General features: G+C 73.1%; 16 protein-coding genes and 1 pseudogene. 10 read left to right on the top strand and 7 right to left on the bottom strand.

Annotated features, from left to right (window positions below):
- Positions 1 to 44: 44 nt before the first annotated feature.
- The 3 genes from AB0C62_RS00145 (at position 45) to AB0C62_RS00135 (ending at position 5,347) form a co-directional block, all read left to right on the top strand.
- Positions 45 to 617, top strand: a complete 573-nt coding sequence (locus AB0C62_RS00145) for a hypothetical protein (protein ID WP_362968756.1) — start codon at positions 45 to 47, stop codon at positions 615 to 617.
- A 189-nt stretch (positions 618 to 806) separates the two neighbouring features.
- The gene (locus AB0C62_RS00140) at positions 807 to 1,721 is read left to right on the top strand and encodes a glycosyltransferase (RefSeq protein ID WP_362968753.1); all 915 of its coding nucleotides are present in this window, start codon (positions 807 to 809) and stop codon (positions 1,719 to 1,721) included.
- Between the two features lie 398 nt (positions 1,722 to 2,119).
- Positions 2,120 to 5,347, top strand: a complete 3,228-nt coding sequence (locus AB0C62_RS00135; protein WP_362968751.1) for a BTAD domain-containing putative transcriptional regulator — start codon at positions 2,120 to 2,122, stop codon at positions 5,345 to 5,347.
- A 265-nt stretch (positions 5,348 to 5,612) separates the two neighbouring features.
- Here AB0C62_RS00135 and AB0C62_RS00130 read toward each other — a convergent pair whose 3' ends face one another.
- From AB0C62_RS00130 to AB0C62_RS00120, 3 genes are all read right to left on the bottom strand, one after another.
- Positions 5,613 to 7,301, bottom strand: a complete 1,689-nt coding sequence (locus tag AB0C62_RS00130) for a bifunctional 3'-5' exonuclease/DNA polymerase (protein WP_362968749.1) — start codon at positions 7,299 to 7,301, stop codon at positions 5,613 to 5,615.
- Between the two features lie 68 nt (positions 7,302 to 7,369).
- Entirely contained in the window at positions 7,370 to 8,113 is a 744-nt protein-coding gene (locus AB0C62_RS00125; RefSeq protein ID WP_362968747.1) for a Clp protease N-terminal domain-containing protein, read from the bottom strand.
- 241 nt (positions 8,114 to 8,354) lie between these two features.
- Positions 8,355 to 10,478 carry an ABC transporter permease gene (locus AB0C62_RS00120; protein WP_362968745.1) on the bottom strand — a complete coding sequence of 708 codons (2,124 nt, stop codon included), beginning with the start codon at positions 10,476 to 10,478 and terminating at the stop codon, positions 8,355 to 8,357.
- A gap of 203 nt (positions 10,479 to 10,681) precedes the next feature.
- Between AB0C62_RS00120 and AB0C62_RS00115 the strand changes: the two genes are divergently transcribed.
- Positions 10,682 to 11,830, top strand: a complete 1,149-nt coding sequence (locus AB0C62_RS00115) for a DUF2786 domain-containing protein (protein WP_362968742.1) — start codon at positions 10,682 to 10,684, stop codon at positions 11,828 to 11,830.
- 445 nt (positions 11,831 to 12,275) lie between these two features.
- Here the strand turns inward: AB0C62_RS00115 and AB0C62_RS00110 are convergent, their stop codons facing one another.
- Positions 12,276 to 12,833, bottom strand: coding sequence for a DUF4232 domain-containing protein (locus tag AB0C62_RS00110; RefSeq protein ID WP_362968740.1), 558 nt, complete (start codon positions 12,831 to 12,833; stop codon positions 12,276 to 12,278).
- A 245-nt stretch (positions 12,834 to 13,078) separates the two neighbouring features.
- The gene (locus tag AB0C62_RS00105) at positions 13,079 to 13,609 is read right to left on the bottom strand and encodes a hypothetical protein (protein ID WP_362968738.1); all 531 of its coding nucleotides are present in this window, start codon (positions 13,607 to 13,609) and stop codon (positions 13,079 to 13,081) included.
- A 161-nt stretch (positions 13,610 to 13,770) separates the two neighbouring features.
- Between AB0C62_RS00105 and AB0C62_RS00100 the strand changes: the two are divergent.
- A pseudogene (locus AB0C62_RS00100) lies at positions 13,771 to 13,893 on the top strand (SRPBCC domain-containing protein); the annotation flags it as partial.
- Between the two features lie 292 nt (positions 13,894 to 14,185).
- Positions 14,186 to 14,428 (top strand): DUF397 domain-containing protein, encoded by a 243-nt coding sequence (locus AB0C62_RS00095; protein WP_355878903.1) that lies wholly within the window; start codon positions 14,186 to 14,188, stop codon positions 14,426 to 14,428.
- A gap of 125 nt (positions 14,429 to 14,553) precedes the next feature.
- On the opposite strand, the gene AB0C62_RS00090 is transcribed toward AB0C62_RS00095, so the two are convergent.
- Positions 14,554 to 15,072: an ATP-binding protein gene (locus AB0C62_RS00090; protein ID WP_362968736.1), complete on the bottom strand. Its 519-nt coding sequence runs from the start codon at positions 15,070 to 15,072 to the stop codon at positions 14,554 to 14,556.
- A gap of 337 nt (positions 15,073 to 15,409) precedes the next feature.
- Between AB0C62_RS00090 and AB0C62_RS00085 the strand changes: the two genes are divergently transcribed.
- From AB0C62_RS00085 to AB0C62_RS00070, 4 genes are all read left to right on the top strand, one after another.
- Positions 15,410 to 16,234: a helix-turn-helix transcriptional regulator gene (locus AB0C62_RS00085; RefSeq protein ID WP_362969105.1), complete on the top strand. Its 825-nt coding sequence runs from the start codon at positions 15,410 to 15,412 to the stop codon at positions 16,232 to 16,234.
- Positions 16,235 to 16,368: 134 nt separating this feature from the next.
- A complete protein-coding gene (locus AB0C62_RS00080; protein ID WP_362968734.1) occupies positions 16,369 to 17,829 on the top strand; it encodes an aldehyde dehydrogenase family protein in 1,461 nt (486 codons plus the stop codon).
- 169 nt (positions 17,830 to 17,998) lie between these two features.
- Positions 17,999 to 18,547, top strand: coding sequence for a DinB family protein (locus AB0C62_RS00075; RefSeq protein WP_362968732.1), 549 nt, complete (start codon positions 17,999 to 18,001; stop codon positions 18,545 to 18,547).
- 21 nt (positions 18,548 to 18,568) lie between these two features.
- Complete coding sequence (locus AB0C62_RS00070; protein WP_362968730.1) at positions 18,569 to 19,210, top strand: PadR family transcriptional regulator; 642 nt, start codon at positions 18,569 to 18,571, stop codon at positions 19,208 to 19,210.
- A 36-nt stretch (positions 19,211 to 19,246) separates the two neighbouring features.
- Here AB0C62_RS00070 and AB0C62_RS00065 read toward each other — a convergent pair whose 3' ends face one another.
- Positions 19,247 to 20,653, bottom strand: coding sequence for a glutamate decarboxylase (locus tag AB0C62_RS00065; protein ID WP_362968728.1), 1,407 nt, complete (start codon positions 20,651 to 20,653; stop codon positions 19,247 to 19,249).
- Positions 20,654 to 20,715 lie beyond the last annotated feature (62 nt).

Here is a 20,715-nt window from a genome sequence, read left to right as displayed (position 1 = left end):
GCGTACTCAGGTGTCCCCGGGGCCCCTCTGCCACCCTGGACGGCATGTCCTCGCGCAAGCGCCTCCCGGCCGTCTCCGCCCTCACCGCCGCGACGGCCCTGTCCGCAGTCCTCTGTCTGACCGGTTGCGGCACCCACCGCCCGGCCGCGGCACCCGGCGGAACTGCCGACTCGCCTTCCCCGGTCGCCTCTTCGGCCGCCGCGCCGTCGAGCCCGCACGCCGAGCCCGACCGTGGCGACAGCGCGCCGCACAACGAGGAGAACAACATCGGACGCCGGCCCGGCCGGATGACCGCGGCGGACAGGGAGACGGCGCGGAAGGAGGCCGCGAAGGTCCGGCCCGTACTGGAGAAGCTCCGCGCCGAGGGTCGCGTCGGCCCGGACGCCGTACGCCCCGCGCTCGCCGCCCTCGGTTTCCCGCCCGCCGACCTGCGCGTCCAGGAGCCGTGGTCGCGCTGGAACGTGGACCACGCGGAGAAGGTGCCGGGCACGCTCTACGGCATCCGGATCGGCGCCACCGCCTGCGTCTCCGGGATGCTGGACGCCGACCAGGTGTGGACGGAGGTCACGGGCCCGTACCCGGAGACGGGATGCGTGGCGCCGCCGGTGGCGCACTGAACGCGGCCGGACGGACGCCCTGACGGTTCGCCACAGGTGAGTCGCGCAAGAAGATCCGGGGGACATCGGGGCCCGGCGGCGGACGTATGGGTGTAGACCCGGACGTACGCGCCGCGGACCCGGGGGCGTACGTGAGGGGGCTTTCCGGTGAACGGCTAGCATCGCGGCACAGTTGTCGGCCGGGATGGGGTGGGTGTCGTGTCACAGGCGGAGGAGGGGCCGCGGATCGCCGTTGCCGTGGTAACCATGGGCAACCGTCCCGCCGAGGTCGACGCCCTGCTGACCTCCGTGGCCAAGCAGGATCTCGCGCCCACCCGGATCGTGATCGTCGGCAACGGCTGCCCGCTGCCCGAGTTCGCCGAACGCCTCGGCCTGCCCGGCGAGGTGACCGGGATCGAACTCGACGAGAACCTCGGCTGCCCCGGTGGCCGGAACGTGGGGCTCGCCCGGTTGCGTGAGTTCGGGGACGTGGACGTGGTCGTCGAACTCGACGACGACGGCCTCCTCGTCGACGGCGACGTCCTGCGCACGGTGCGCGACCTGTACGCGGCCCGGCCGCGCCTCGGCATCGTCGGCTTCCGGATCGCCGACGAGCTGGGCGAGACGCAGCGCCGGCACGTGCCGAGGGTCGGCGCGAAGGACCCGATGCGTGGCGGCCCGGTCACCGGCTTCCTCGGCGGCGGCCACGCGCTGTCCATGCCGATGCTCGCCGAGACGGGGGACTGGCCCGCCGAGTTCTTCTTCGCGCACGAGGAGACCGACCTCGCCTGGCGGGCCATCGACGCCGGCTGGACCGTCCTCTACGAGCCCCGGCTGCTCCTCCAGCACCCCAAGACCTCGCCGGCCCGCCACGCCATCTACTACCGGGTCACCGCCCGCAACCGGGTGTGGCTGACCCGCCGCCGGCTGCCCCTGCCGCTGATCCCGGTCCACCTGGGCATCTGGATGGTGCTCACGCTCCTGCGGACCCGGTCGGCCGGCGGACTGAAGGCCTGGTTCGGCGGATTCGCGGAGGGGCTGCGGCAGTCCGGCGGCGAACGGCGCCCGATGCGCTGGCGCACGGTCTGGCGTCTCACCCGGCTCGGGCGGCCGCCCGTCATCTAGGGACACCCGTCCGGATCGGGCCGGAGCGCCCGGGCGTTGCAGGCGCACCCGCCGGGCGGGCCCGCCCCGGACGCCCCGCGCACGCCCCACGGGCGCCGGTGGAAGTCCGGCACGGGACAGACGGAGGCCCCGGTCGCTCACCTCGACGACCGGGGCCTGCCACGTCCCGGATGTGGCCGCGGCGGCGACACTCCCCCGAGTTACGCGTAGTACGCGCGCACCGTCGGGCCAGATCCGATGAAGTGATCACATCAGGCCACACCAACGGATCGCTAACATGAGGCCAACGTTCCCGGGAGGGAACGGTCGGTCGGCCGACGGGGGCCGTCGTCAGGGGACGCGAACGCGTCGTGGAGCGTGGCCACCGGGGCCGGGCGGGAAGGCAGTGGGGCGGTGTGATGCGGAACGGGCTGCGGTTCGGGCTGCTGGGGCCGCCGGTCCTCTACGGCGCCGACGGTGAGGTCGTCCCGATCGGCAGCGGCAAGACCCGTGCCCTGCTGGCCGCACTCCTTCTCGAACCGGGCCGGGTCGTCTCCGTCGACGCCCTCAAGGACGCGCTGTGGGGCGGTGCTCCTCCCGCCTCCGCCCAGGCGTCGCTGCACAACCACGTGACCCGGCTGCGCCGCCTCCTCGACGATCCGGAACGGCTGCGCGCCGTACCGCCGGGCTACGTCCTGCGCGTCGCCGAGGGCGAGCTGGACGTCCGCCTCTTCGAGCGGCACGCCACCGCGGCGCGCGAGGCACACGCCGGACCCGACGCGGAGCGGGCGCTGCGGGAGTCCGCCGCCGCACTCGCGCTCTGGCGCGGCGCCCCACTGAGCGGCCTGCCGCCCGAGACCGGCGGACACGCCCTCGTCCAGCGGCTGGAGGAGGCGCGGCTCCTGGTCCTGGAATGGGGGTACGAGGCGGAGCTGCGCCTCGCGCCGACCGTGGCCCGGCTCGACGGGCTCGCCCCCGAGCTGGCCGCCCGGATCGCCGAACATCCGCTCCGCGAGTCCTTCCACCGGCTGCTGATGCTCGTCCTGCACCGCACCGGACGCCAGGCCGAGGCCCTCGCCGTCCACCGTGACCTGCGGGCCCGCCTGATCGAGGAGCTCGGCATCGAGCCGGGCCCCGCGGTGCGCGAGGCCCACCTGGAGATCCTGCGCGCGACGGACCGGGACGCGGACACCGCCCCCAGCGGTCGGCGGGGTGCGGAAGCGGACCGGACCGGCGCCGAAGACCGGCCCACGGAAGCCGGGCCCACGGAAGCCGGGCCCACCGACCGGGAGAGGGCGGAGCCGTCCCCGCCGTCCTGCCCCGCCCAACTGCCACTGCCACCGGCCCACTTCATGGGCCGCGTGGACCTCCGGGACCAGCTGATCCGGATCCTGCGGCCGCAGCAGCCCGCCGCGTTCCCGGAGCCGCCACCCCGGTCCGGCAACGCATGGCACCCCCACTGCACCGCCCCCGCCTCCACCCGCGTCACCGTGATCAGCGGCATGGCCGGCGTCGGCAAGAGCGCACTCGCGCTACACGTGGCGCACGAGTTGAGGGAACGTTTCCCCGACGGCCAGTTGTACGTGAACCTGCACGGCGCAACGCCCGGCATGACCCCGATCACCGCGGGCCAGGCCCTCGCCGCACTCCTGCGCGACCTGGGCGTGGAACCCCGCCGCGTCCCCGAGAACGCCGACGCGGCGGCCGCGTTGCTCCGCTCGACGCTCGCGCCGACCCGCACCCTCATGGTCCTCGACGACGCGTCCCACGCCGCCCAGGTGCGCCCGCTGCTGCCGGCGGGACCGGACTGCGCGGTGATCGTGACGAGCCGCTCACCGCTCACCGCCCTGGACGGCGCCCACCGCTTCCCCCTCGCCCCCCTCACCGACGAGGACAGCGCGGCCCTGCTCCGCGCCGTCTCCGGCCGCCAGGACGGCCTCGACAGCGGGCACCCCCTCGTCGAACTCACCGGCCGGCTGCCCCTCGCCCTCCGCGTCGTCGCGGCCCGCCTCGCCGCGCGCAGCGCCCTCACCCCCGACGTGCTGGCCGGTCAACTCGCCGCCACCGAAGGTCGGTTGCATCACCTGGAGTACGACGACCTGAGCGTGCGCCGCTCCCTGGCCGTCGCACACGACGCGCTGCGCGCCTCCGACCGCGAGGCGGACCGGGACGCGGCGCTCGCGCTGTGCCGGATCGGCGCGCTCGACCTGCCCGTCTACGGAGCCGCCCTGCTCGCCCGTCTCACCGGCACCGGCGAGCGCCGCGCCGAGGCCGCCCTCGACCGCCTCGTCGACGTGGCCCTCCTGGAGGAGACGGCGTACGGCCGCTACGCGCCCCACGACCTCGTGCGGGACTTCGCGCGGGAGATCGCGGGCGCCGCCGAGTGCGTCCTCGCCACGAGGGGCCCGGTTCCGGACGGCGCCTCCCCGCGTCAGGGCTTCTCCGACGTCCTCGGTCCGGCCGCCGTGCCCGGAGGGCGCGGACCGGCTGTCCCCGGCGACCGGCCCGCCACCGCACCCGGCGGGCATGACGCGATCGTCGCCGAGCGGGCCCTGCGCTGGTACGCCTCGGTCGCCGCCCGGTCCCTGGAGGCGATCCTCGAACCCGGGCTCGACCGCGAGGACCGCAGCAGGCCGACCGCCTCACAGCCCGCCGGACACACGGCGGACGTGGCGGCCACGCCCGCCTTCCGCTCGGCACGGGAGGCCTTCGCCTGGGGCGACTCCGAGCTGGCGAACGCGGTCGCGCTGGCGGAGCGGTACGCACGCACCTCCCCGTACGTCCCGCTGCTGGCCCGCATGCTCAACCCGTACGTCCAACGCAGCGGGCACGTGGCCGAGTTGGAGCGGCTCCAGCGGGCCGCGCTCGAAGGGGCGCGGCTGCTCGGCGACGACGCGGCCGAGGCGTACGCGCTCGGCGACCTCGGCGGGCTGCACTTCATGACGGGCCGGGCGGGCGAGGCCCTCGCCCTGAACGACGAGGCGCTCGCGATCTGGCGCCGCCTCGGCGTGCTGTCCTGGGTGCGACGGGGCCTGAACAACCGGGGCATGCTCCTCGAAGGCCTCGGCCGTTACGACGAGTCCGGTGAGGCACTGCTGCAGAGCCTGCAGTTCTCCCGGGAGCTCGGCGACCCGCACATGGAGGCCATCACCTACAGCCACCTCGGCAACCTGTACGAGCACAGTGATCCGCGGGCCGCCATCGACCACCACAAGCGCAGCCTCGCGATCGGCGAGGCCGTGCAGGACGTGATCATCCGGCACTCCGCGCACTGCAACATCGGCTACGCCCACCTCACGCTCGGCGAACCGGCCGCCGCCGTACCGCACTTCGAGGAGAGTCTGCGGGTGCTGGGCAGTCATGGCGACTGGCACGGGGAGTCGCAGACCCGGCTCGGCCTGGTGCGCGCCCTGCGCGGCGTGGGCCACCGGGAGCGGGCGGCGCGCGAGTGCGACCTGCTGTGCTGCCGCGCCGACCGCCGCGCGGACCGGTACACCGGCGGTCTCGCCCGGCACCAGCGGGGCCTGCTCCTGCGCGAACAGGGCGACGCACAGGCCGCGTACCGCGAGTGGGCGTCGGCCCTGGAAGCCCTGGAGGACACGGACAGCCCGGTCGTGGGCGAACTGAGAAAGCTGCTGGCGACGTGATGCCGGCCGCGCGGAGGCCGGTTCACCGACGGCTGGACTGCGGGTGTCCGGCCGTCCGGCGACCGGTCCCGCTGACACCGGCTCAGCCGCCCCTCCCTCCGGCCGCCGACCGCCGACGGTCCGCTGACGCCGGCTTCACCGCCGGCTGAGCGTCGGGCTGCTGCCCAGCACCGTCGGCCTGACCGCCTCCCTCGGACGGTCCGAGCCCGTTTCGGATGTCGCCGGTGGTCGGTGCGGGGTGGTGTCATCGGGGCGTGTGGGGCGGCTACTTGGCGTCCGCGTAGCAGCTGACGACCGCTGTCGTGAACGGGAAGCGGACCGGGGTCTCCCCGAAGGTGAGGCGGCCGGCGAGTTCGGCCGCGTCGCGGATGGCGGCCACGACGGCGTCGGCCTCCTCGGCGGGACAGTGCACGATCACCTCGTCGTGCTGGAAGAAGACCAGCTCGGCGGCGAGGCCCTCGCAGGTGCGGCGCAGCCCCGCCAGCATCAGCAGGGCCCAGTCGGCGGCGCTGCCCTGCACGACGAAGTTGCGCGCGAACCGGCCGCGGGCGCGGGAGTCGGAGGACGCGTACCCCGGCACCCAGCCCTGGCCGGCGGGGGTCTCGGTGGGATCGTCCTGCGGGATGCCCGCTTCGTCGCCGCCGTCGCGCGCTCCGGCGGCCGGGGGGCAGGTCCGGCCGAGCCAGGTCCGGACGAGTCGGCCCTCCTCGCCCGCGCGGGCCGCGTCGTCCACGTAGGCCACGGCCCGGGGGAAACGGCGGCGCAGGAGCGCGAGGTTCTTGAGGCCGTCGCCGGAGGTCTGGCCGTACACCGCGCCGAGCACGGCGAGTTTGGCCTGGGCGCGGTCGCCGGAGAAGGCCCGGTCCGACACCGACTGGTAGAGGTCGCTCTCGCGGCCGGCGACCTCCATCAGACCGGGGTCGCGCGAGATGGCGGCGAGGACGCGCGGCTCCATCTGGTCGGCGTCGGCGACGACCAGCCGCCAGCCGGGGTCGGCGACGACCGCCCTGCGGATCACCTTGGGGATCTGGAGGGCGCCGCCGCCGTTGGTCACCCAGCGCCCGGTGACGGTCCCGCCCGGAAGGTACTCGGGGCGGAAGCGGCCGTCGCGGACCCAGTCCTGGAGCCAGGACCAGCCGTGGGCGACCCAGATCCGGTACAGCTTCTTGTACTCCAGGAGGGGTTTCACGGCCGGGTGGTCGACGGACTCGATCTCCCAGCGCCGGGTGGACCTGACCTTGATCCCGGCCTGCGCGAACGCCTTGACGACGTCGGCGGGAAGGTCGGGCCTGACGCGTCTGCCGAACGCGGCGGAGATCTCGTCGGTCAGCTCGGCCAGTCGGCGCGGCTCACCGCCTCCGGTGTAGCGCTCGCCGAGCAGTTCGTGCAGGACGTCACGGTGGACGTCCGCGCTCCACGGGAGCCCCGACTGGTTCATCTCGGCGGCGACCAGCATCCCCGCGGACTCGGCGGCGGTCAGCAGCCGCATCCGCTCGGGGTGGGCGCTGGTGTCGTGCCGGCGCTGCTGGTCGGCGTAGACGGCGAGGAGGTCCGCGAGCGGCAGGTGGACCGGGCGCGGTTCGAAGAGGGAGGACTGCGAACCCGGCTCGGCGGAACGCTGCGGCGGGTCCGGCGGCACGGGGCCGCCGCGCAGCCGTGCCAGCGCGGCGGCCGCCGACCGGGGCTCGCCCAGCCGCCCCTCGTGTCCGAGCAGCAGGGTCTCGGCGGCCTCCATGTCGTAGCACCGCTCTACTCGCACCCCCGTGGCGAGCAGTCGCGGATACACGTCGGCCGTCGAACGCCACACCCACCGGGTCACGTCCGGCCGGGTCCGCACGGCCTCGGCGAGGTCGGGCTCCCGGCGGACCGGCCCGGCGGGCAGCCCGTCCGGGCCGAGGGCGGCGATCTCCGCGCCGCCGTCCTCGGCCGGCGCGAGAGCCCAGCGCTCGGTCATGCTTCCGAGTCTCGCAGGGGGGTCTGACAACGCCGTCCGGCGACGCGACCAGCGGCTTCGCCGTGTCTCTACGCGGTCCCCTCCGAGGCCTGCTTCTGCCGCACGACCGCGTCGAGCAGAGCGGTGATGTGGGCCTCGGCCGTCGCCTTGTCGACGCCCACGCCGCTGAGGACGCCCGTGCCGTTCTCGAACTCCAGCAGGGCGAGCAGGATGTGCTCGGTGCCGACGTAGTTGTGCCCGAGGCGCAGGGCCTCGCGGAAGGTGAGCTCCAGGACCTTCTTGGCCGCCGGACCGTAGGGAACCAGTTCGGGGACCTCGTCGGCGGCGGGCGGCAGGGCGGCGGTGGCGGCCTCGCGGACGGTGTCCAGGGAGACGCCCTGCGCGGTGATCGCCCGCGCCGCGAAGGCGTCGGGCTCGGTGAGCAGGCCGAGGACGAGGTGCTCGGGGAGCCCCTCGGTGTTGCCCGCCGCCTTGGACGCCTCGTGCGCGGCCATGACCACCTTGCGGGCCCGCTCGGTGTAGCGCCCGAAGCCCTGGCTGGGGTCCAGGTCCACCTCCGCCTTGGGCACGAACCGCTTCTGGGCGGCCTGCCGGGTGACGCCCATGCTCTTGCCGATGTCCGTCCAGGAGGCGCCCGAACGCCGTGCCTGGTCCACGAAGTGCCCGATCAGGTGGTCCGCCACGTCGCCCAGGTGGTCGGCCGCGATCACCGCGTCCTGAAGCTGGTCGAGCGCGTCGCTGTGCACCTTCTTGATGGCGTCGATGAGGTCGTCGAGCCGTACGAATGCCTTGCCGGGTGGGTTCGTCGTCATGTGTCAACGCTAGGTTGACAGTGCGGGGGTGTCAACCCGAAGTTGACAGTGGGTCGGGACTGTCCTCCCGTGAGATCCGAGGGAATGTGCGGGGCGGAATGCGCACGGCGGGATGTGCACGCGGGAAAGATCGATGGAGGGAGCCCGGGTGCCCGCGCCCGGCGTGCTCGACGCCGGCAACCGGCCCCCCGGCGCCGGAGGGCGTCGCCGAGCACGCCGGGCGCGCCGGACCGGGGCTCCGTCAGGCCCGTCGCGAGGCCCCCGCCACCGAGGCCCCCACCCCGATCGCGAGGCACACGCCGACGCAGCCGGTCAGCGGGACCCACGGCACGGTCACCGTCACGGGTGCCGACAGCCGGCCGAGCGCTCCCGCCAGTCCGGCGAGGTTGACCGCGGCGACCGTCGCTCCGAGGGCCGCTCCGACGCCGACCGCCAGCGCCGCCTCGCCCGCGACCAGGCCCAGCACCTGGCCCCTGGTCGCGCCCGCCAGGCGCAGGGACCGCAGTTCGGCGCCCCGCGCGGACGTCGCCATGAGGCAGGTGCCCGCGAGCGCGATGCCGGCGTAGACGAGCGCGATGCCGAGAACCATCAGGAACCCGAGCCGGGTCTGTGTCCCGGAGCGCGGTCCGGTCGCGGCCAGCCACTCCGAGGCCGTCCGGACCGTGCCGCCGGAGGCGCGCAGCGCGCTCGTGACCGCCCCGGGGTCGGTTCCGGGCCGCATCCGTACGTCGAGCCGGTCGAGCTGTGCGCCCGGTGCGTTGGCCGCCGTCACATAGGCACCGTTGTCGCCCGTGCCCCGCGCCAGCACGGCGGCGATGCGCAGGCGCGCGGGGCGCCCGTCGCCGAGCCGGACGTCGACCCAGGAGCCGACCTCGCCGTGCCGCCACTCCCCGTCGACGACGATCGACCGGTCGTCGAGATCCCGCACGTCCCCCGCGACCACCGGCAACCGGGTCACCGCCGCGAACGCCGCCACGTCGTCCACCGCCCGCGCGTCCGACCGTACGAGCGCGGTCCCGTCCTCCCCGACGAAGACGGCCGTCGACGCGGTCCCGGACACCGTCGCGCCGGGCACCCGCACCTGCCTCAACCGCTCGCCGGTGACGACGAGTTGAGCCGTCGTCCGCTCCCGCGCCTCCGTCGCCCGGGCGCCGGTCACCGTCGCCGCCGAACCGAGCAGCGATCCGGCCAGCGCGACCGTCACCAGGGCCGGCGCGGCCACGGCGGCGGTGCGCCGGACGGACCCGGCGGCGTTCGCGCGGACCAGGACGCCGTACGCGCGGGGCAGCCGCCGCAGCGGAAGCAGCCGGACGAGCGGACCGACCAGCGCCGGTGCCAGCACGGCGACCGCCGTGACGAGGACCATCGGCTGGGTCGCGTAGGTCTTGCGCTTCAGCAGGGCAGCCGGGTCCGCGTACAGCGTCCAGGCCGTCAGGCCGAGCCCGGCCACCAGCAGGACCGCACCGGTCACCCGCCGGGACCCGGGCATCACCCCCGTGTCGACGGACGCCTCCCGCAACGCCTCCAGAGGGCCGGTCCGCCCCGCGCGCCGAGCCGCAGCCCACGCACCAGCGAGCGCCACCAACACCCCGACGCAGAAGGCGACTTCGTACGGCCAGTGCGTCCCCGCCCGTAGGGCGAACCAGGGCGGCGCCACCTGGCCCTCCACCAACTCCCGCACCAGCGTGGGCGCGGCGGCGCCGCCCAGCACGCAGCCGAGGGCGGAGGCCACCAGGCCCACCGCGAGCGCCTCCCCGAGCACCGTCCGCCGGACCTGCCCGGGCAGCGCCCCGGCGAGCCGCAGCAGCCCGAACTCCCGTCGGCGCAGGGCGACCACGAACGCGAACGTCGACGCCGTCACGAAGACCGCGACGAAGGCCGTGACCCCGGCCGCCGTGCCCAACAGCGCGTCGACTCCCACCAGCGCCTCGGTCTCCCGGGCGGCGGACGGGTCGGCGAGATGCCGGTCGTCGCCGGTCAGGACGCGGCCCCGGCCGCCGACGAGACGCCGTACGGCCGGGGCGGGCGCGTCGACGCCGACCGCGTCGCGGGCCGCGCCGTCGGTCCGTACCCGTCCCAAGATCCGCAGTTCGGCCAGGAGTTCGCTGTCCACAGGGTGTGGATGCGCGAGCGGCTTCGACACCCGGGCGGTGTCCGGACCCCGTCGCACCTCCATGGTGACCGTGTCCCGGCCCATGACCACGACCGGCGAATGCGCGAAGCGGGTCGGCGGCCGCGGGGGCGGGTCGGTCGCGGCGGCCAGGCCGAGAGCCATCGCCGTCATCACCGCGACCCCGAGCGCGACGGCGACGAAACAGCCGAGGAACGAGGGCCACCGCGCCCGCAGGGACCGCAGGCTCAGCATGCCCGTCCTCCCGGGACGGCAGGGGCCGGGGTTCCGGGCGGCGGCGCGTGCGGGTGCGGGGCTGCGGTGGTCCGTGCGGCGGTGTGCGTCATGGCTCCAGCGAACCGTCCGCGGGCTTCCCGGACACGACCACCAGGGGGCGTCCCGGGGGTGGGGCAGGCCATACCCCGAGCGCATCGCCGGGCCCGTGAAACCATCGGGGAATGAGTACGTCCAGCACCGTGGAGCGCGCCTTCGAGGCCGCCCTCTACGCCGACTCCGACGCGGCCCTCGACACCGGCGCCTCCCTGCTCGCCGCCGACCCGGCATCCGACGCCGAACTCGCCCGCCGGGGGCGAGAGTTCGTCACGGCGGCCTGGCGGCGCGGCTGGCAGCCCGCCGACGTCGTACGGCTCGTACGGCGCGACCTGGACGACCTCCACGTACGCCTGGTCACCTCCCTGATCCTCCAGGAGCAGGACGGCGACCGCTCACCCCGGGGCGCGCGCTGGGCCGCGCAGCTCGACGAGCTGGCCACCACGCCGCACGACGTCCGTACCGACCGCTTCTCCCACGCGACCGCGGCCCTGGAACTGTGCCGCCTGCTCCTGCGCCTGCCGTCCATCGAGCCGCTGGAGACACCGCACACCCCGGCCCCGGCCTCCGCCCCGCGCGAGACGCGCATGCTCGGCCGCATCCGCGCCCTCCTCGCCAAGGCGGAGGCGACCGGCTTCCCGGAGGAGGCGGAGGCGCTCAGCGCCAAGGCGCAGGAGCTGATGGCGCGGCACAGCATCGACGAGGCGCTGCTCGCCGCCCGGACCCACGCGAAGGACGGGCCCGGCGCCTGCCGCATCGGCGTCGAGGCGCCGTACGAGACGGCCAAGGCGGTGCTCCTGGACGCGGTGGCCGGTGCCAACCGGTGCCGCGCCGTGTGGAACGACGCCCTCGGTTTCTCGACCGTGGTCGGTTTCGAAGCCGACCTGGAGGCCGTCGAACTCCTCTACACCTCGCTCCTCGTGCAGGCCACGGGGGCGATGGCCAAGGCCGAGGCGGCCCAGCGGGCGGGCGGCCGCAAACGCACGAAGACCTTCCGGCAGTCGTTCCTCGCGGCGTACGCGCACCGCATCGGCGACCGGCTCGCGTCGGTCGCCGAGGGCCAGGTGACCGCCACGGAGGGGGAGTTGCTGCCGGTGCTCGCGGCCCGTGACGTGGCGGTGGCGAACCATCTGGACGAGATGTTCCCGCAGACCGTGACGACCCGGATGCGCGGGATCACCGACGAGGCCGGCTGGCACGAGGGCGCCGCCGCGGCCGACCGAGCCCAGGTCGGCACCCGCCCCCACCTCCCGGCAAAACCCGACCGACCCCGGTGAGCAGCCGACGACTCAGGGACGCGAGGAACGGCGCGCCGGCCCCCACCGGCGGGCGGCGGACATGCTGCCGGGTGGTGTGGTTCAGGGGCGCGGGGAACGGCGCGACAAGCCCCCACCGGCGGGCGGCGGACAAGCTGCCGGCTGGTGCTGTTCAGGGGCGCGAGGAACGGCGCGCCAAGCCCCCACCGGCGGGTAGCGGACGGGCTGCCGGGTATTGCTCAGGGGCGCGGGGAACGGCGCGATCGGCCCCCACCGGCGGGCGGCGGACAAGCTGTCGGCTGGTGCTGTTCAGGGGCGTGAGGAACTGCGCGCCAAGCCCCCACCGGCGGGTAGCGACGGGCTGCCGGGTGTTGTTCAGGGGCGCGGGGAACGGCGCGACAGCCCCCACCGGCCGGTGGGGGCTTAACTGCCGGTTGCGGGCGCCGGCGCGGGCGCCGCGACGCGCTCAGTCGCCCGCGTGCTGGAACGGCGTCACGGTCGCGTTCGGCGCGCTAGCCGCGCCCTTGCCCGCGACCGGGCCGTAGGACCACGGGAAGTCCTGGGTGGCGCCGGTGCCGGGGAAGCCGATCGTCAGGGTCTTGGCGGCGAGGCTCTTCGCGTCGCCCTCCGCCCCCCGCACGTAGGTGATGGTGAAGGACGCGGTGTCGCCCTTGGCGAGGGTCAGCTCCTCGGGCTGCGCGGAGTCGTCGGCGCCGATCTCCGCCGCACTCCCGGCCGCCGCCTTCACGGAGAGCCGGGGGACACCCTTCAGGGTGCAGCGCGCGCCCTTGTTGGTGAGGGTGACCGGAATGTTGCCCGTGTCCCCGGCGGCCGTCGCGGCGTTGGCGGGTCCGACCTGGAGACCGGCGTCGCCGATCGCGCAGGCCGCGGTGGCCGCCTTCGTCGCGGAACCGGAGCCGGCCGGGTCCCCGGACTTCCCGGAGCCGCTGGAGCCGCCGTCGTCGCAGGAGGTCAGGGCGAGGGCGGCGGCGAGGACGGTGACGGCGATGGGCAGAGCGCGCATGGGTTCCCCTGGGGGTCGGAACGATGTGCATGGATCATCACGCACGCGGGTCCGCCGATGTCGCGCACCCCTCACCGTTCACCCGACCGGGACCGTTATCGCCCGTTTCTGCCCGCGGACCGCCCCGGAGCCGACCGAATCGGCCCCTCCGCCCACCGAACCGGACCGACCGGGGGCGCGCCCGTGGCCGCCCGCTCGCCGCGCCCCGCCCGGAGCGGGACCGGGCACGCCTGAAGCGGCCCCGGTCAGGACCCCAGCCCGAGGCTCGCCGTCGGCAGGCCCGTGGGCAGCTTGCCGCCCTCGCTCTTCGTGTACGTCTCCTTGCCGAGCGCGCCCTGCCAGGTGACGTGCAGGGTCCGGCCGCTGACGGAGTCGACCGTGCCGACGGCGCGGTCCTTGCTGCCGTCCGTGCAGGCGAGACGGATCGTCCGTGTGCCGGACTTCTCGGCGGTGGTGCCGCTGCACATGGTGCCGCCGGTCGCGAAGAGGCCCGCCTGCTTGCCGTTGACCATCAGCACCACGGCCTTGCCGCCCGCCGTGGTCAGCCAGCTGCCCGACAGGTCACCGCCCGCGGAGGACGTGTCGTCGGAGCCGCCGCCCGTGCCGCCGTCGTCGGTACCGGTGGCCGCCGTGGCGGACGGGCCGGCACTCGTCGGCGTGTCGTCGGAGCCGCCGTCGCCGCCGCTGCCGCAGCCGGTCAGTGCGAGCCCCGCCGTGAGACCCATGGCCGCGGCCGTGAGACGTGCCCGGCGGAACGGGAAGGTCGCCGTAGTCACTGAAGCCCCCAAGAGTGGGTCGGATGCCGCGTCGCCTGAACGGCCGCCGCACGTTATCAGGAGGGTGCACGGGTTCCCGGAGTCGGCCACCGGATGCCTGTGGGAGGAGATATCGACGTGAACCCGGTTCCGGATGATGACCCCGCCGCGCCGTCCACCGGACCATCACATGGACACTGGAACAGGAAGGGCGCGGCACGCGTCTCTTCCTAGTACACGAGGGATCCGATCCGGACGATCCCGCACAGATGATGGCGCGCAAGATCATGGACGGGGGCCGGAGGCCGCGTGTGACGCGGGCTCCGGGGAACGCGCCGGACCGGATGCGGTCCGGTCCGTGCCCAGGCGGGCTGCGGGCCGTAGTCGCGGGCGCGACAGTCGGTAGTCAAGGAACGGTCAAAGCTGTAACCGCGGGACCACCCCCCGTGCACGTGCATCTGCCCATGCATCTGCACATGAACAGAGCTATGATCCGAGTCAGTTGACCACTGCATCTATGGCCACCTCAGCCACTGCACGACCGGGGAGCGACCTGTGGACCACGACGTGTTCGACCTGGATGACGTGTACAACGGCATGGCTGACGACGTGTACAACGGCATGGCCGCGACCGAACTCGACGGCGTGGCCTGGCAGAAGAGCAGGCACAGCAATTCGCAGGGTTCCTGCGTGGAGTTCGCCCGGCTGCCCGGCGGCGACGTCGCGGTGCGGAACTCGCGGTTCCCCGAGGGGCCCGCGCTCGTCTACACCCGCGCCGAGATAGAGGCCATGCTCCTGGGTATCAAGGACGGCGAGTTCGACCACCTGATCGCCGGATGACGGATGTGATCGCGGGACGCACGGCAGGGGCCGGCCGCGGGAGGGTCGGCGTCGACCGAGGGTGATGGTTACGCTGCGTTGCGTGACACGCGTAGAACCGCGGCGCCGGAAGGCGCCGCGGTTCTTCATGTGCAGGGGGGAGGGGCCGGTGCCGGCTGCGGCGGCAGCCGGAACAGCGCCCAGACCACCTTGCCGCTGAGCGTCCCGGCGAGCGGATGCCAGCCCCAGCCGTCGGCGAACGAGTCGACGAGGAAGAGGCCGCGGCCGGACTCCGCGGAGAAGTCGTCCGAGTCGCCGGCGACCGGACTCTCGTGGCTGGGGTCGCGCACCGCGCACACCAGTCGGGAGGTCCAGCGCATCAAGTGCAGCCGCACGGGCGGCCCTTGGTCGTCACGCGGGGTGTCCGAGGGCAGGGCGTGCCGGAGTGCGTTGGTGACGAGCTCGGAGACGACCAGACAGACGTCGTCGAACCGCTCGCCGATGTCCCACTGGTCCAGCGTCCTGCGGGTGAACTGCCGTGCCTCGCGGACCGCTTCGAAACGGGCGGGCAGAGCGCACGAGGCGGCGCTGCACACGGCCGCGGGATCGAGAGGCGGAAGTCCCTGCCGTAAGGGTTCGAGCATGGTCGATCCATTCGTCCCCATGCGAGGCACTCCCGGGTGTTCGCGGTCGTTGCGATGCAGCGGTGGCGCGGGGACCATGGTTCCGAATGCGCACAGCAGATGCAAGGGCAGATGCACGTGCACGCGACCGAATTGGACCTTCCTCTCCTGGTTCCTCTGCATTTATTCTGGCGAGATATTCCCGTTGTTGACGCTCTGTTGATCTGTTAATGCGCGCCTCCTTTGGCTCCTTTCCGTTTCCGTAACCGAACGAGTACTGCTTGAAGTGTTTTAGTGGCAGACTGCGGCGTCTGGAAGACGGTTGGGGAGGCTGACGAACGTGAGCGCTGGTGAGTCGAGCGGCTCGGTGGTGCGGCGCATGCTGCTGGGTTCACATCTGCGGCGCCTGCGTGAGGCGCGTGGCATCACCCGTGAAGCGGCCGGCTACTCGATCCGCGCCTCCGAATCGAAGATCAGCCGCATGGAGTTGGGACGGGTGAGCTTCAAGACGCGCGACGTCGAGGATCTGCTGACGCTCTACGGCATCACCGACGAGGCGGAGCGCACCTCCCTTGTCTCGCTCGCCAAGGAGGCCAACGTCGCGGGCTGGTGGCACAGTTACTCCGACGTCCTGCCGAGCTGGTTCCCCACCTATGTGGGCCTCGAAGGCGCCGCCCACCTGATCCGTGTCTACGAAGTCCAGTTCGTGCACGGCCTGTTGCAGACCGAGGCGTACGCCCACGCGGTCGTCCGGCGCGGCATGAAGGGCGCCTCCGCCGCCGACGTCGACCGCCGCGTCGCGCTGCGTCTGGAGCGGCAGAAGTACCTCGTCGCCGAGAACGCGCCGGAGTTCCACATCGTCCTCGACGAGGCCGCGCTGCGCCGCCCGTACGGCGACCGCGAGGTGATGCGGGGGCAGCTCCAGCATCTGATCGACGTCTCGGAACGGCCCAACGTCCGTCTCCAGGTGATGCCGTTCAGCTTCGGCGGGCACTCCGGCGAGAGCGGCTCCTTCACCCTCCTCAGCTTCCCGGAGTCCGACCTCTCCGACGTCGTCTACCTAGAGCAGCTGACCAGCGCGCTCTACCTGGACAAGCGCGAGGACGTCACGCAGTACGAGAGCGCGCTCAAGCAGCTCCAGCAGGACAGCCCCGGGCCGTCCGAGAGCCGCGACCTGCTGCGGGGTCTCCTCCAGCTCTCCTGATCCCGCCCGGACTTGCCAGGTCACCTTCAACTCCCTTGAAACACAAGTACGATGACGTGTGATCAGACCGTGATCGGATGTCCGCTGCCCCGGGTCAGGAGCCTGCCTCGGCAGCACAGGGATTGAGGGAGCGCATGTCGTCCTACTTCACCGACCTGGCCCAGCAGTACATCGACGGCGAGTGGCGCCCGGGCACCGGCTCCTGGGACATCATCGACTTCAACCCGTACGACGGCGAGAAGCTGGCCTCGATCACCATCGCCACGGTGGAGGAGGTCGACGACGCCTACCGTGCCGCCGAGCGCGCCCAGAAGGAATGGGGCGCCACCAACCCGTACGCGCGCCGCGCCGTCTTCGAGAAGGCCCTCGCCCTCATCGACGAGCGTGAGGCCGAGATCACCGAGGTGATCATCGCGGAGCTGGGCGGCACCCGCCTCAAGGCCGCGTTCGAGCTGCACCTCGTCCGGGAGTTCCTGCGCGAGTCGGTCCAGCTGGCGCTGCGCCCCGAGGGGAAGATCATCCCCTCGCCGGTCGACGGCAAGGAGAACCGCCTCTACCGCGTCCCGGTGGGCGTCGTGGGCGTCATCAGCCCCTTCAACTTCCCCTTCCTGCTGTCGATCAAGTCCGTCGCCCCCGCCCTCGCGCTCGGCAACGGCGTGGTCCTCAAGCCGCACCAGAACACGCCGATCGTCGGCGGCTCCCTGGTCGCGAAGATCTTCGAGGACGCGGGGCTGCCGGGCGGCCTGCTGAACGTCGTCATCACCGACATAGCCGAGATAGGCGACGCCTTCATCGAGCACCCGGTGCCGAAGGTCATCTCCTTCACCGGTTCCGACAAGGTGGGCCGGCACGTCGCCACGGTCTGCGCCGCGAACTTCAAGCGCTCGATCCTCGAACTCGGCGGCAACAGCGCCCTGGTGGTGCTGGACGACGCGGACGTCGACTACGCGGTCGACGCCGCCGTCTTCAGCCGCTACGTCCACCAGGGCCAGGTCTGCATGGCCGCGAACCGTGTCCTCGTGGACCGCTCCGTCGAGGCCGAGTTCACCGAGAAGTTCGTCGCCAAGGTGCGGACGCTGAAGGCCGGCGACCCGAGCGACCCGCAGACGGTGATCGGCCCGGTCATCAACTCCTCGCAGGCGGACTCCCTTTCGGGCACCGTCGAGCAGGCGATCGCGGAGGGCGCCACCGCCCTGGTGCACGGCACGACCACGGACAACCTGGTCGAGCCCTCCGTCCTGACCGGCCTGCCCGCCGACTCCGCCCTGCTCCGCCAGGAGGTCTTCGGCCCGGTCGTCTTCCTCGTGCCCTTCGACGGCGAGGAGGAGGCCGTCCGCCTCGTCAACGACACCCCGTACGGACTGTCCGGCGCCGTCCACACCGCCGACGTCGAGCGCGGCGTGAACTTCGCCAAGCAGATCGACACCGGCATGTTCCACGTGAACGACGGCACCGTCCACGACGAGCCCCTCGTCCCGTTCGGCGGTGAGAAGCACTCCGGCACCGGCCGCCTGAACGGCGAGACGACGGTCGACGCGTTCACCACCACGAAGTGGATCTCCGTGCAGCACGGCCGCAGCCGCTTCCCCTTCTGACGGCTTCCGGCGGCTTCCGACAGCCGGACCGGGACGTCCTCGCGACCGCCGAGGCCGTCCCCGCTCCCTCCTCGCGTACCCGGGCCCTTGCGGACAGAACCTGACCGCAAGGGCCCGTAGCGTCCATCGGTGTCAGGCAAGAGGACCGATGGGACGAGAGGGGCCGGTCATGGTCACGCACGTGCGAGCCGAGGAGCGGGGCGACGAGCGCGGGGCGCTGCTCGCCTTCATCGAGGAGCAGCGGGGCGGTGTCCGCCGGGCGCTGCTCGGACTCTCCGAGGAGCAGGCCGCGAGCCGGCCGACCGCGAGCGAACTGTCCCTGTCCGGGCTGCTCAAGCATGTCGCCGAGGTCGAGCAGGGGTGGATCGCCCGCGCCCGAGGCGAGGCGCCCGCCGTCCGGCGGGACGAGTCGAACTGGCACGAGTGCTTCGTCCTGGTCGAGGGCGAGACCGTCGCCGCCCAGCTCGCGTACTGGGAGAAGGTCGCCGCCGAGACCGACGCGTTCCTGCGCTCGGTGCCGAGCCTCGACGACACCTTCGCGCTCCCGAACGACCCCTGGTTCCCGCCCGAGGGCCGCGTCTCGATGCGCTGGGTGGCCCTCCACCTGATCCGCGAGACGGCCCGGCACGCGGGTCACGCCGACATCATCCGCGAGTCCCTGGACGGCAGGACCGCCTTCGAACTGGTCGCACAGGAGCAGGGCACCTCCTGGGGCTGACACCCCCCTAGGCTGGGCGGCATGTCAGCGATCCGTCTCCTCGTGCTCGGCGCGGTGCGCCAACACGGGCGGGCCCACGGCTATCAGGTGCGCAACGACCTGGAGTACTGGGGCGCGCACGAGTGGTCCAACGCCAAGCCCGGCTCGATCTACCACGCGCTCAAGCAGATGGCCAAGCAGGGACTGCTGCACGCCCACGAGATCGCGCCGTCCACGGCCGGCGGCCCGCCCCGCACCGAGTACGAGATCACGGACAGCGGCACCGAGGAGTTCCTGACGCTGCTGCGCGCGTCCCTGACGGCGTACGACCAGAAGATGGACGTGCGGTCGGCGGGCATCGGCTTCATGGTCGACCTCCCGCGCGAGGAGGCCGTGGCCCTCCTGAAGGAGCGCGTCGGGAAGATCGAGGAGTGGCGGGCGGCGGTCACCGGGCACTACGTGCCCGAGGACGGCCCGGAACGGCTGGGGCACATCGGCGAGATCATGAACCTGTGGGTCCACTCCGCCGACGCCGACGCGGCGTGGACCCGCGGTCTGATCGCCCGCGTCGAGGCCGGCGCGTACACCTTCGCCGGGGAGGGCGCGCCGTTCGTCGGGATCCTCGCGGAGGGCGAGGCGAACCCGTACGCGACGGGCGAGCGGCACCCGGAGGACGCCCGCTGACCCGTCACGACCGCGCGACCGGGTGAGCGCACGGCCCTAGTGGTGGAAGCTGGTCGCCGCGCTCTTGTCCCGGATCAACGGTCCGGGCTGGGCGCGCAGTTCGGGCAGCAGCCGCTTCAGGTCGTCGATGAACAGCTCGGCCAGGTCGGAGGTGAAGCCGTTGCGGCACACCACACGCAGCACCGACAGGTCCTGCCGGTTCTCGGGGAACGTGTACGCCGGGATCAGCCAGCCGCTCTCGCGCATCCGCCGGGACACGTCGAACACGTCGTACGAGGTGACGTCCGGCGCCGTCGTGAAGGCGAACACCGGCAGCTCGTCGCCCCGGGTGATGAGCCGGAAGTCGCCCAGACAGTCGATCCGTTCGGCCAGACCCCGTGCCACGTCCCGGGTCGTCTGCTGCACCGTCCGGTAGCCCTCGCGGCCCAGCCGCAGGAACGTGTAGTACTGCGCGGCGACCTGCGCTCCGGGGCGCGAGAAGTTGAGCGCGAAGGTCGGCATGTCACCGCCCAGGTAGTTCACCCGGAAGACCAGTTCCTCGGGCAGGTCCTCGGGGGTCCGCCAGAGGGCCCAACCGACACCCGGGTACACCAGGCCGTACTTGTGGCCCGAGGTGTTGATCGACGCCACCCGGGGCAGCCGGAAGTCCCAGACCAGGTCCTCGTCGATGAAGGGCGCGACCATCGCGCCGGACGCGCCGTCGACATGGACGGGGATGTCGAGGCCCGTGCGCTCCTGGAGGGCGTCCAGCGCCGCGCACAGCTCCTGGATCGGCTCGTACGACCCGTCGAAGGTGGAGCCGAGGATGCCGACGACCCCGATGGTGTTCTCGTCGCACAGCTCGGCGGCGGCCTGGGGGTCGAGATGGAACCGGTCGCCCTCCATGGGGATCTGGCGCGCCTCGACCTCCCAGAAGTTGCAGAACTTGTCCCAGCAGACCTGGACGTTCACCCCCATCACCAGGTTGGGCCGCGCGCCGGGGTAGCGGTCCGCGTTGCGCTGCGTCCAGCGCCGCTTCAGCGCCATGCCGGCGAGCATGCACGCCTCGCTCGACCCGGTCGTCGAACAGCCCACCGTCGCCGACGGATCCGGCGCGTGCCACAGCTCGGCGAGCATCGCCACGCAGCGCCGCTCCAGCTCGGCGGTGCGCGGATACTCGTCCTTGTCGATCATGTTCTTGTCGCGGCACTCCGCCATCAGCATCCCCGCCTGCGGTTCCATCCAGGTGGTGACGAAGGTGGCGAGGTTCAGCCGGGAGTTCCCGTCCAGCATCAGCTCGTCGTGCACGATCTGGAGCGCCGTCGTGGGCGGCAGCGGGCCGTCGGGGAGGCGGTGCTTCGGCGGCGCCTCGACCATGCCGCTGACCGGGTTGGTCTCCCCGTAGAACGGGTTGACGGACATCGGGCTCTCTTCGTGTGCCTGGTGGCCCTTGTGGAGCGGCATGGGTCTTCTCCCATCGGTCTGCGGGACGGAGTGTCCCCTTCGGTCATCGGATGCGGGCACGC

The organism is Streptomyces sp. NPDC048643 (assembly GCF_040650615.1).
In the GTDB taxonomy this organism is placed as follows: domain Bacteria; phylum Actinomycetota; class Actinomycetes; order Streptomycetales; family Streptomycetaceae; genus Streptomyces.
This window is presented reverse-complemented; position numbering and strand designations above follow the sequence as displayed.

Bases quoted from the DNA above. Each gene is read 5' to 3' on its own strand.
- AB0C62_RS00145 (WP_362968756.1), top strand. From the start codon at position 45: ATGTCCTCGCGCAAGCGCCTCCCGGCCGTCTCCGCCCTCACCGCCGCG.
- AB0C62_RS00135 (WP_362968751.1), top strand. From the start codon at position 2,120: ATGCGGAACGGGCTGCGGTTCGGGCTGCTGGGGCCGCCGGTCCTCTAC.
- AB0C62_RS00130 (WP_362968749.1), bottom strand. From the start codon at position 7,301: ATGACCGAGCGCTGGGCTCTCGCGCCGGCCGAGGACGGCGGCGCGGAG.
- AB0C62_RS00125 (WP_362968747.1), bottom strand. From the start codon at position 8,113: ATGACGACGAACCCACCCGGCAAGGCATTCGTACGGCTCGACGACCTC.
- AB0C62_RS00120 (WP_362968745.1), bottom strand. From the start codon at position 10,478: ATGCTGAGCCTGCGGTCCCTGCGGGCGCGGTGGCCCTCGTTCCTCGGC.
- AB0C62_RS00115 (WP_362968742.1), top strand. From the start codon at position 10,682: ATGAGTACGTCCAGCACCGTGGAGCGCGCCTTCGAGGCCGCCCTCTAC.
- AB0C62_RS00110 (WP_362968740.1), bottom strand. From the start codon at position 12,833: ATGCGCGCTCTGCCCATCGCCGTCACCGTCCTCGCCGCCGCCCTCGCC.
- AB0C62_RS00095 (WP_355878903.1), top strand. From the start codon at position 14,186: ATGGCTGACGACGTGTACAACGGCATGGCCGCGACCGAACTCGACGGC.
- AB0C62_RS00090 (WP_362968736.1), bottom strand. From the start codon at position 15,072: ATGGGGACGAATGGATCGACCATGCTCGAACCCTTACGGCAGGGACTT.
- AB0C62_RS00085 (WP_362969105.1), top strand. From the start codon at position 15,410: ATGCTGCTGGGTTCACATCTGCGGCGCCTGCGTGAGGCGCGTGGCATC.
- AB0C62_RS00080 (WP_362968734.1), top strand. From the start codon at position 16,369: ATGTCGTCCTACTTCACCGACCTGGCCCAGCAGTACATCGACGGCGAG.
- AB0C62_RS00075 (WP_362968732.1), top strand. From the start codon at position 17,999: ATGGTCACGCACGTGCGAGCCGAGGAGCGGGGCGACGAGCGCGGGGCG.
- AB0C62_RS00070 (WP_362968730.1), top strand. From the start codon at position 18,569: ATGTCAGCGATCCGTCTCCTCGTGCTCGGCGCGGTGCGCCAACACGGG.
- AB0C62_RS00065 (WP_362968728.1), bottom strand. From the start codon at position 20,653: ATGCCGCTCCACAAGGGCCACCAGGCACACGAAGAGAGCCCGATGTCC.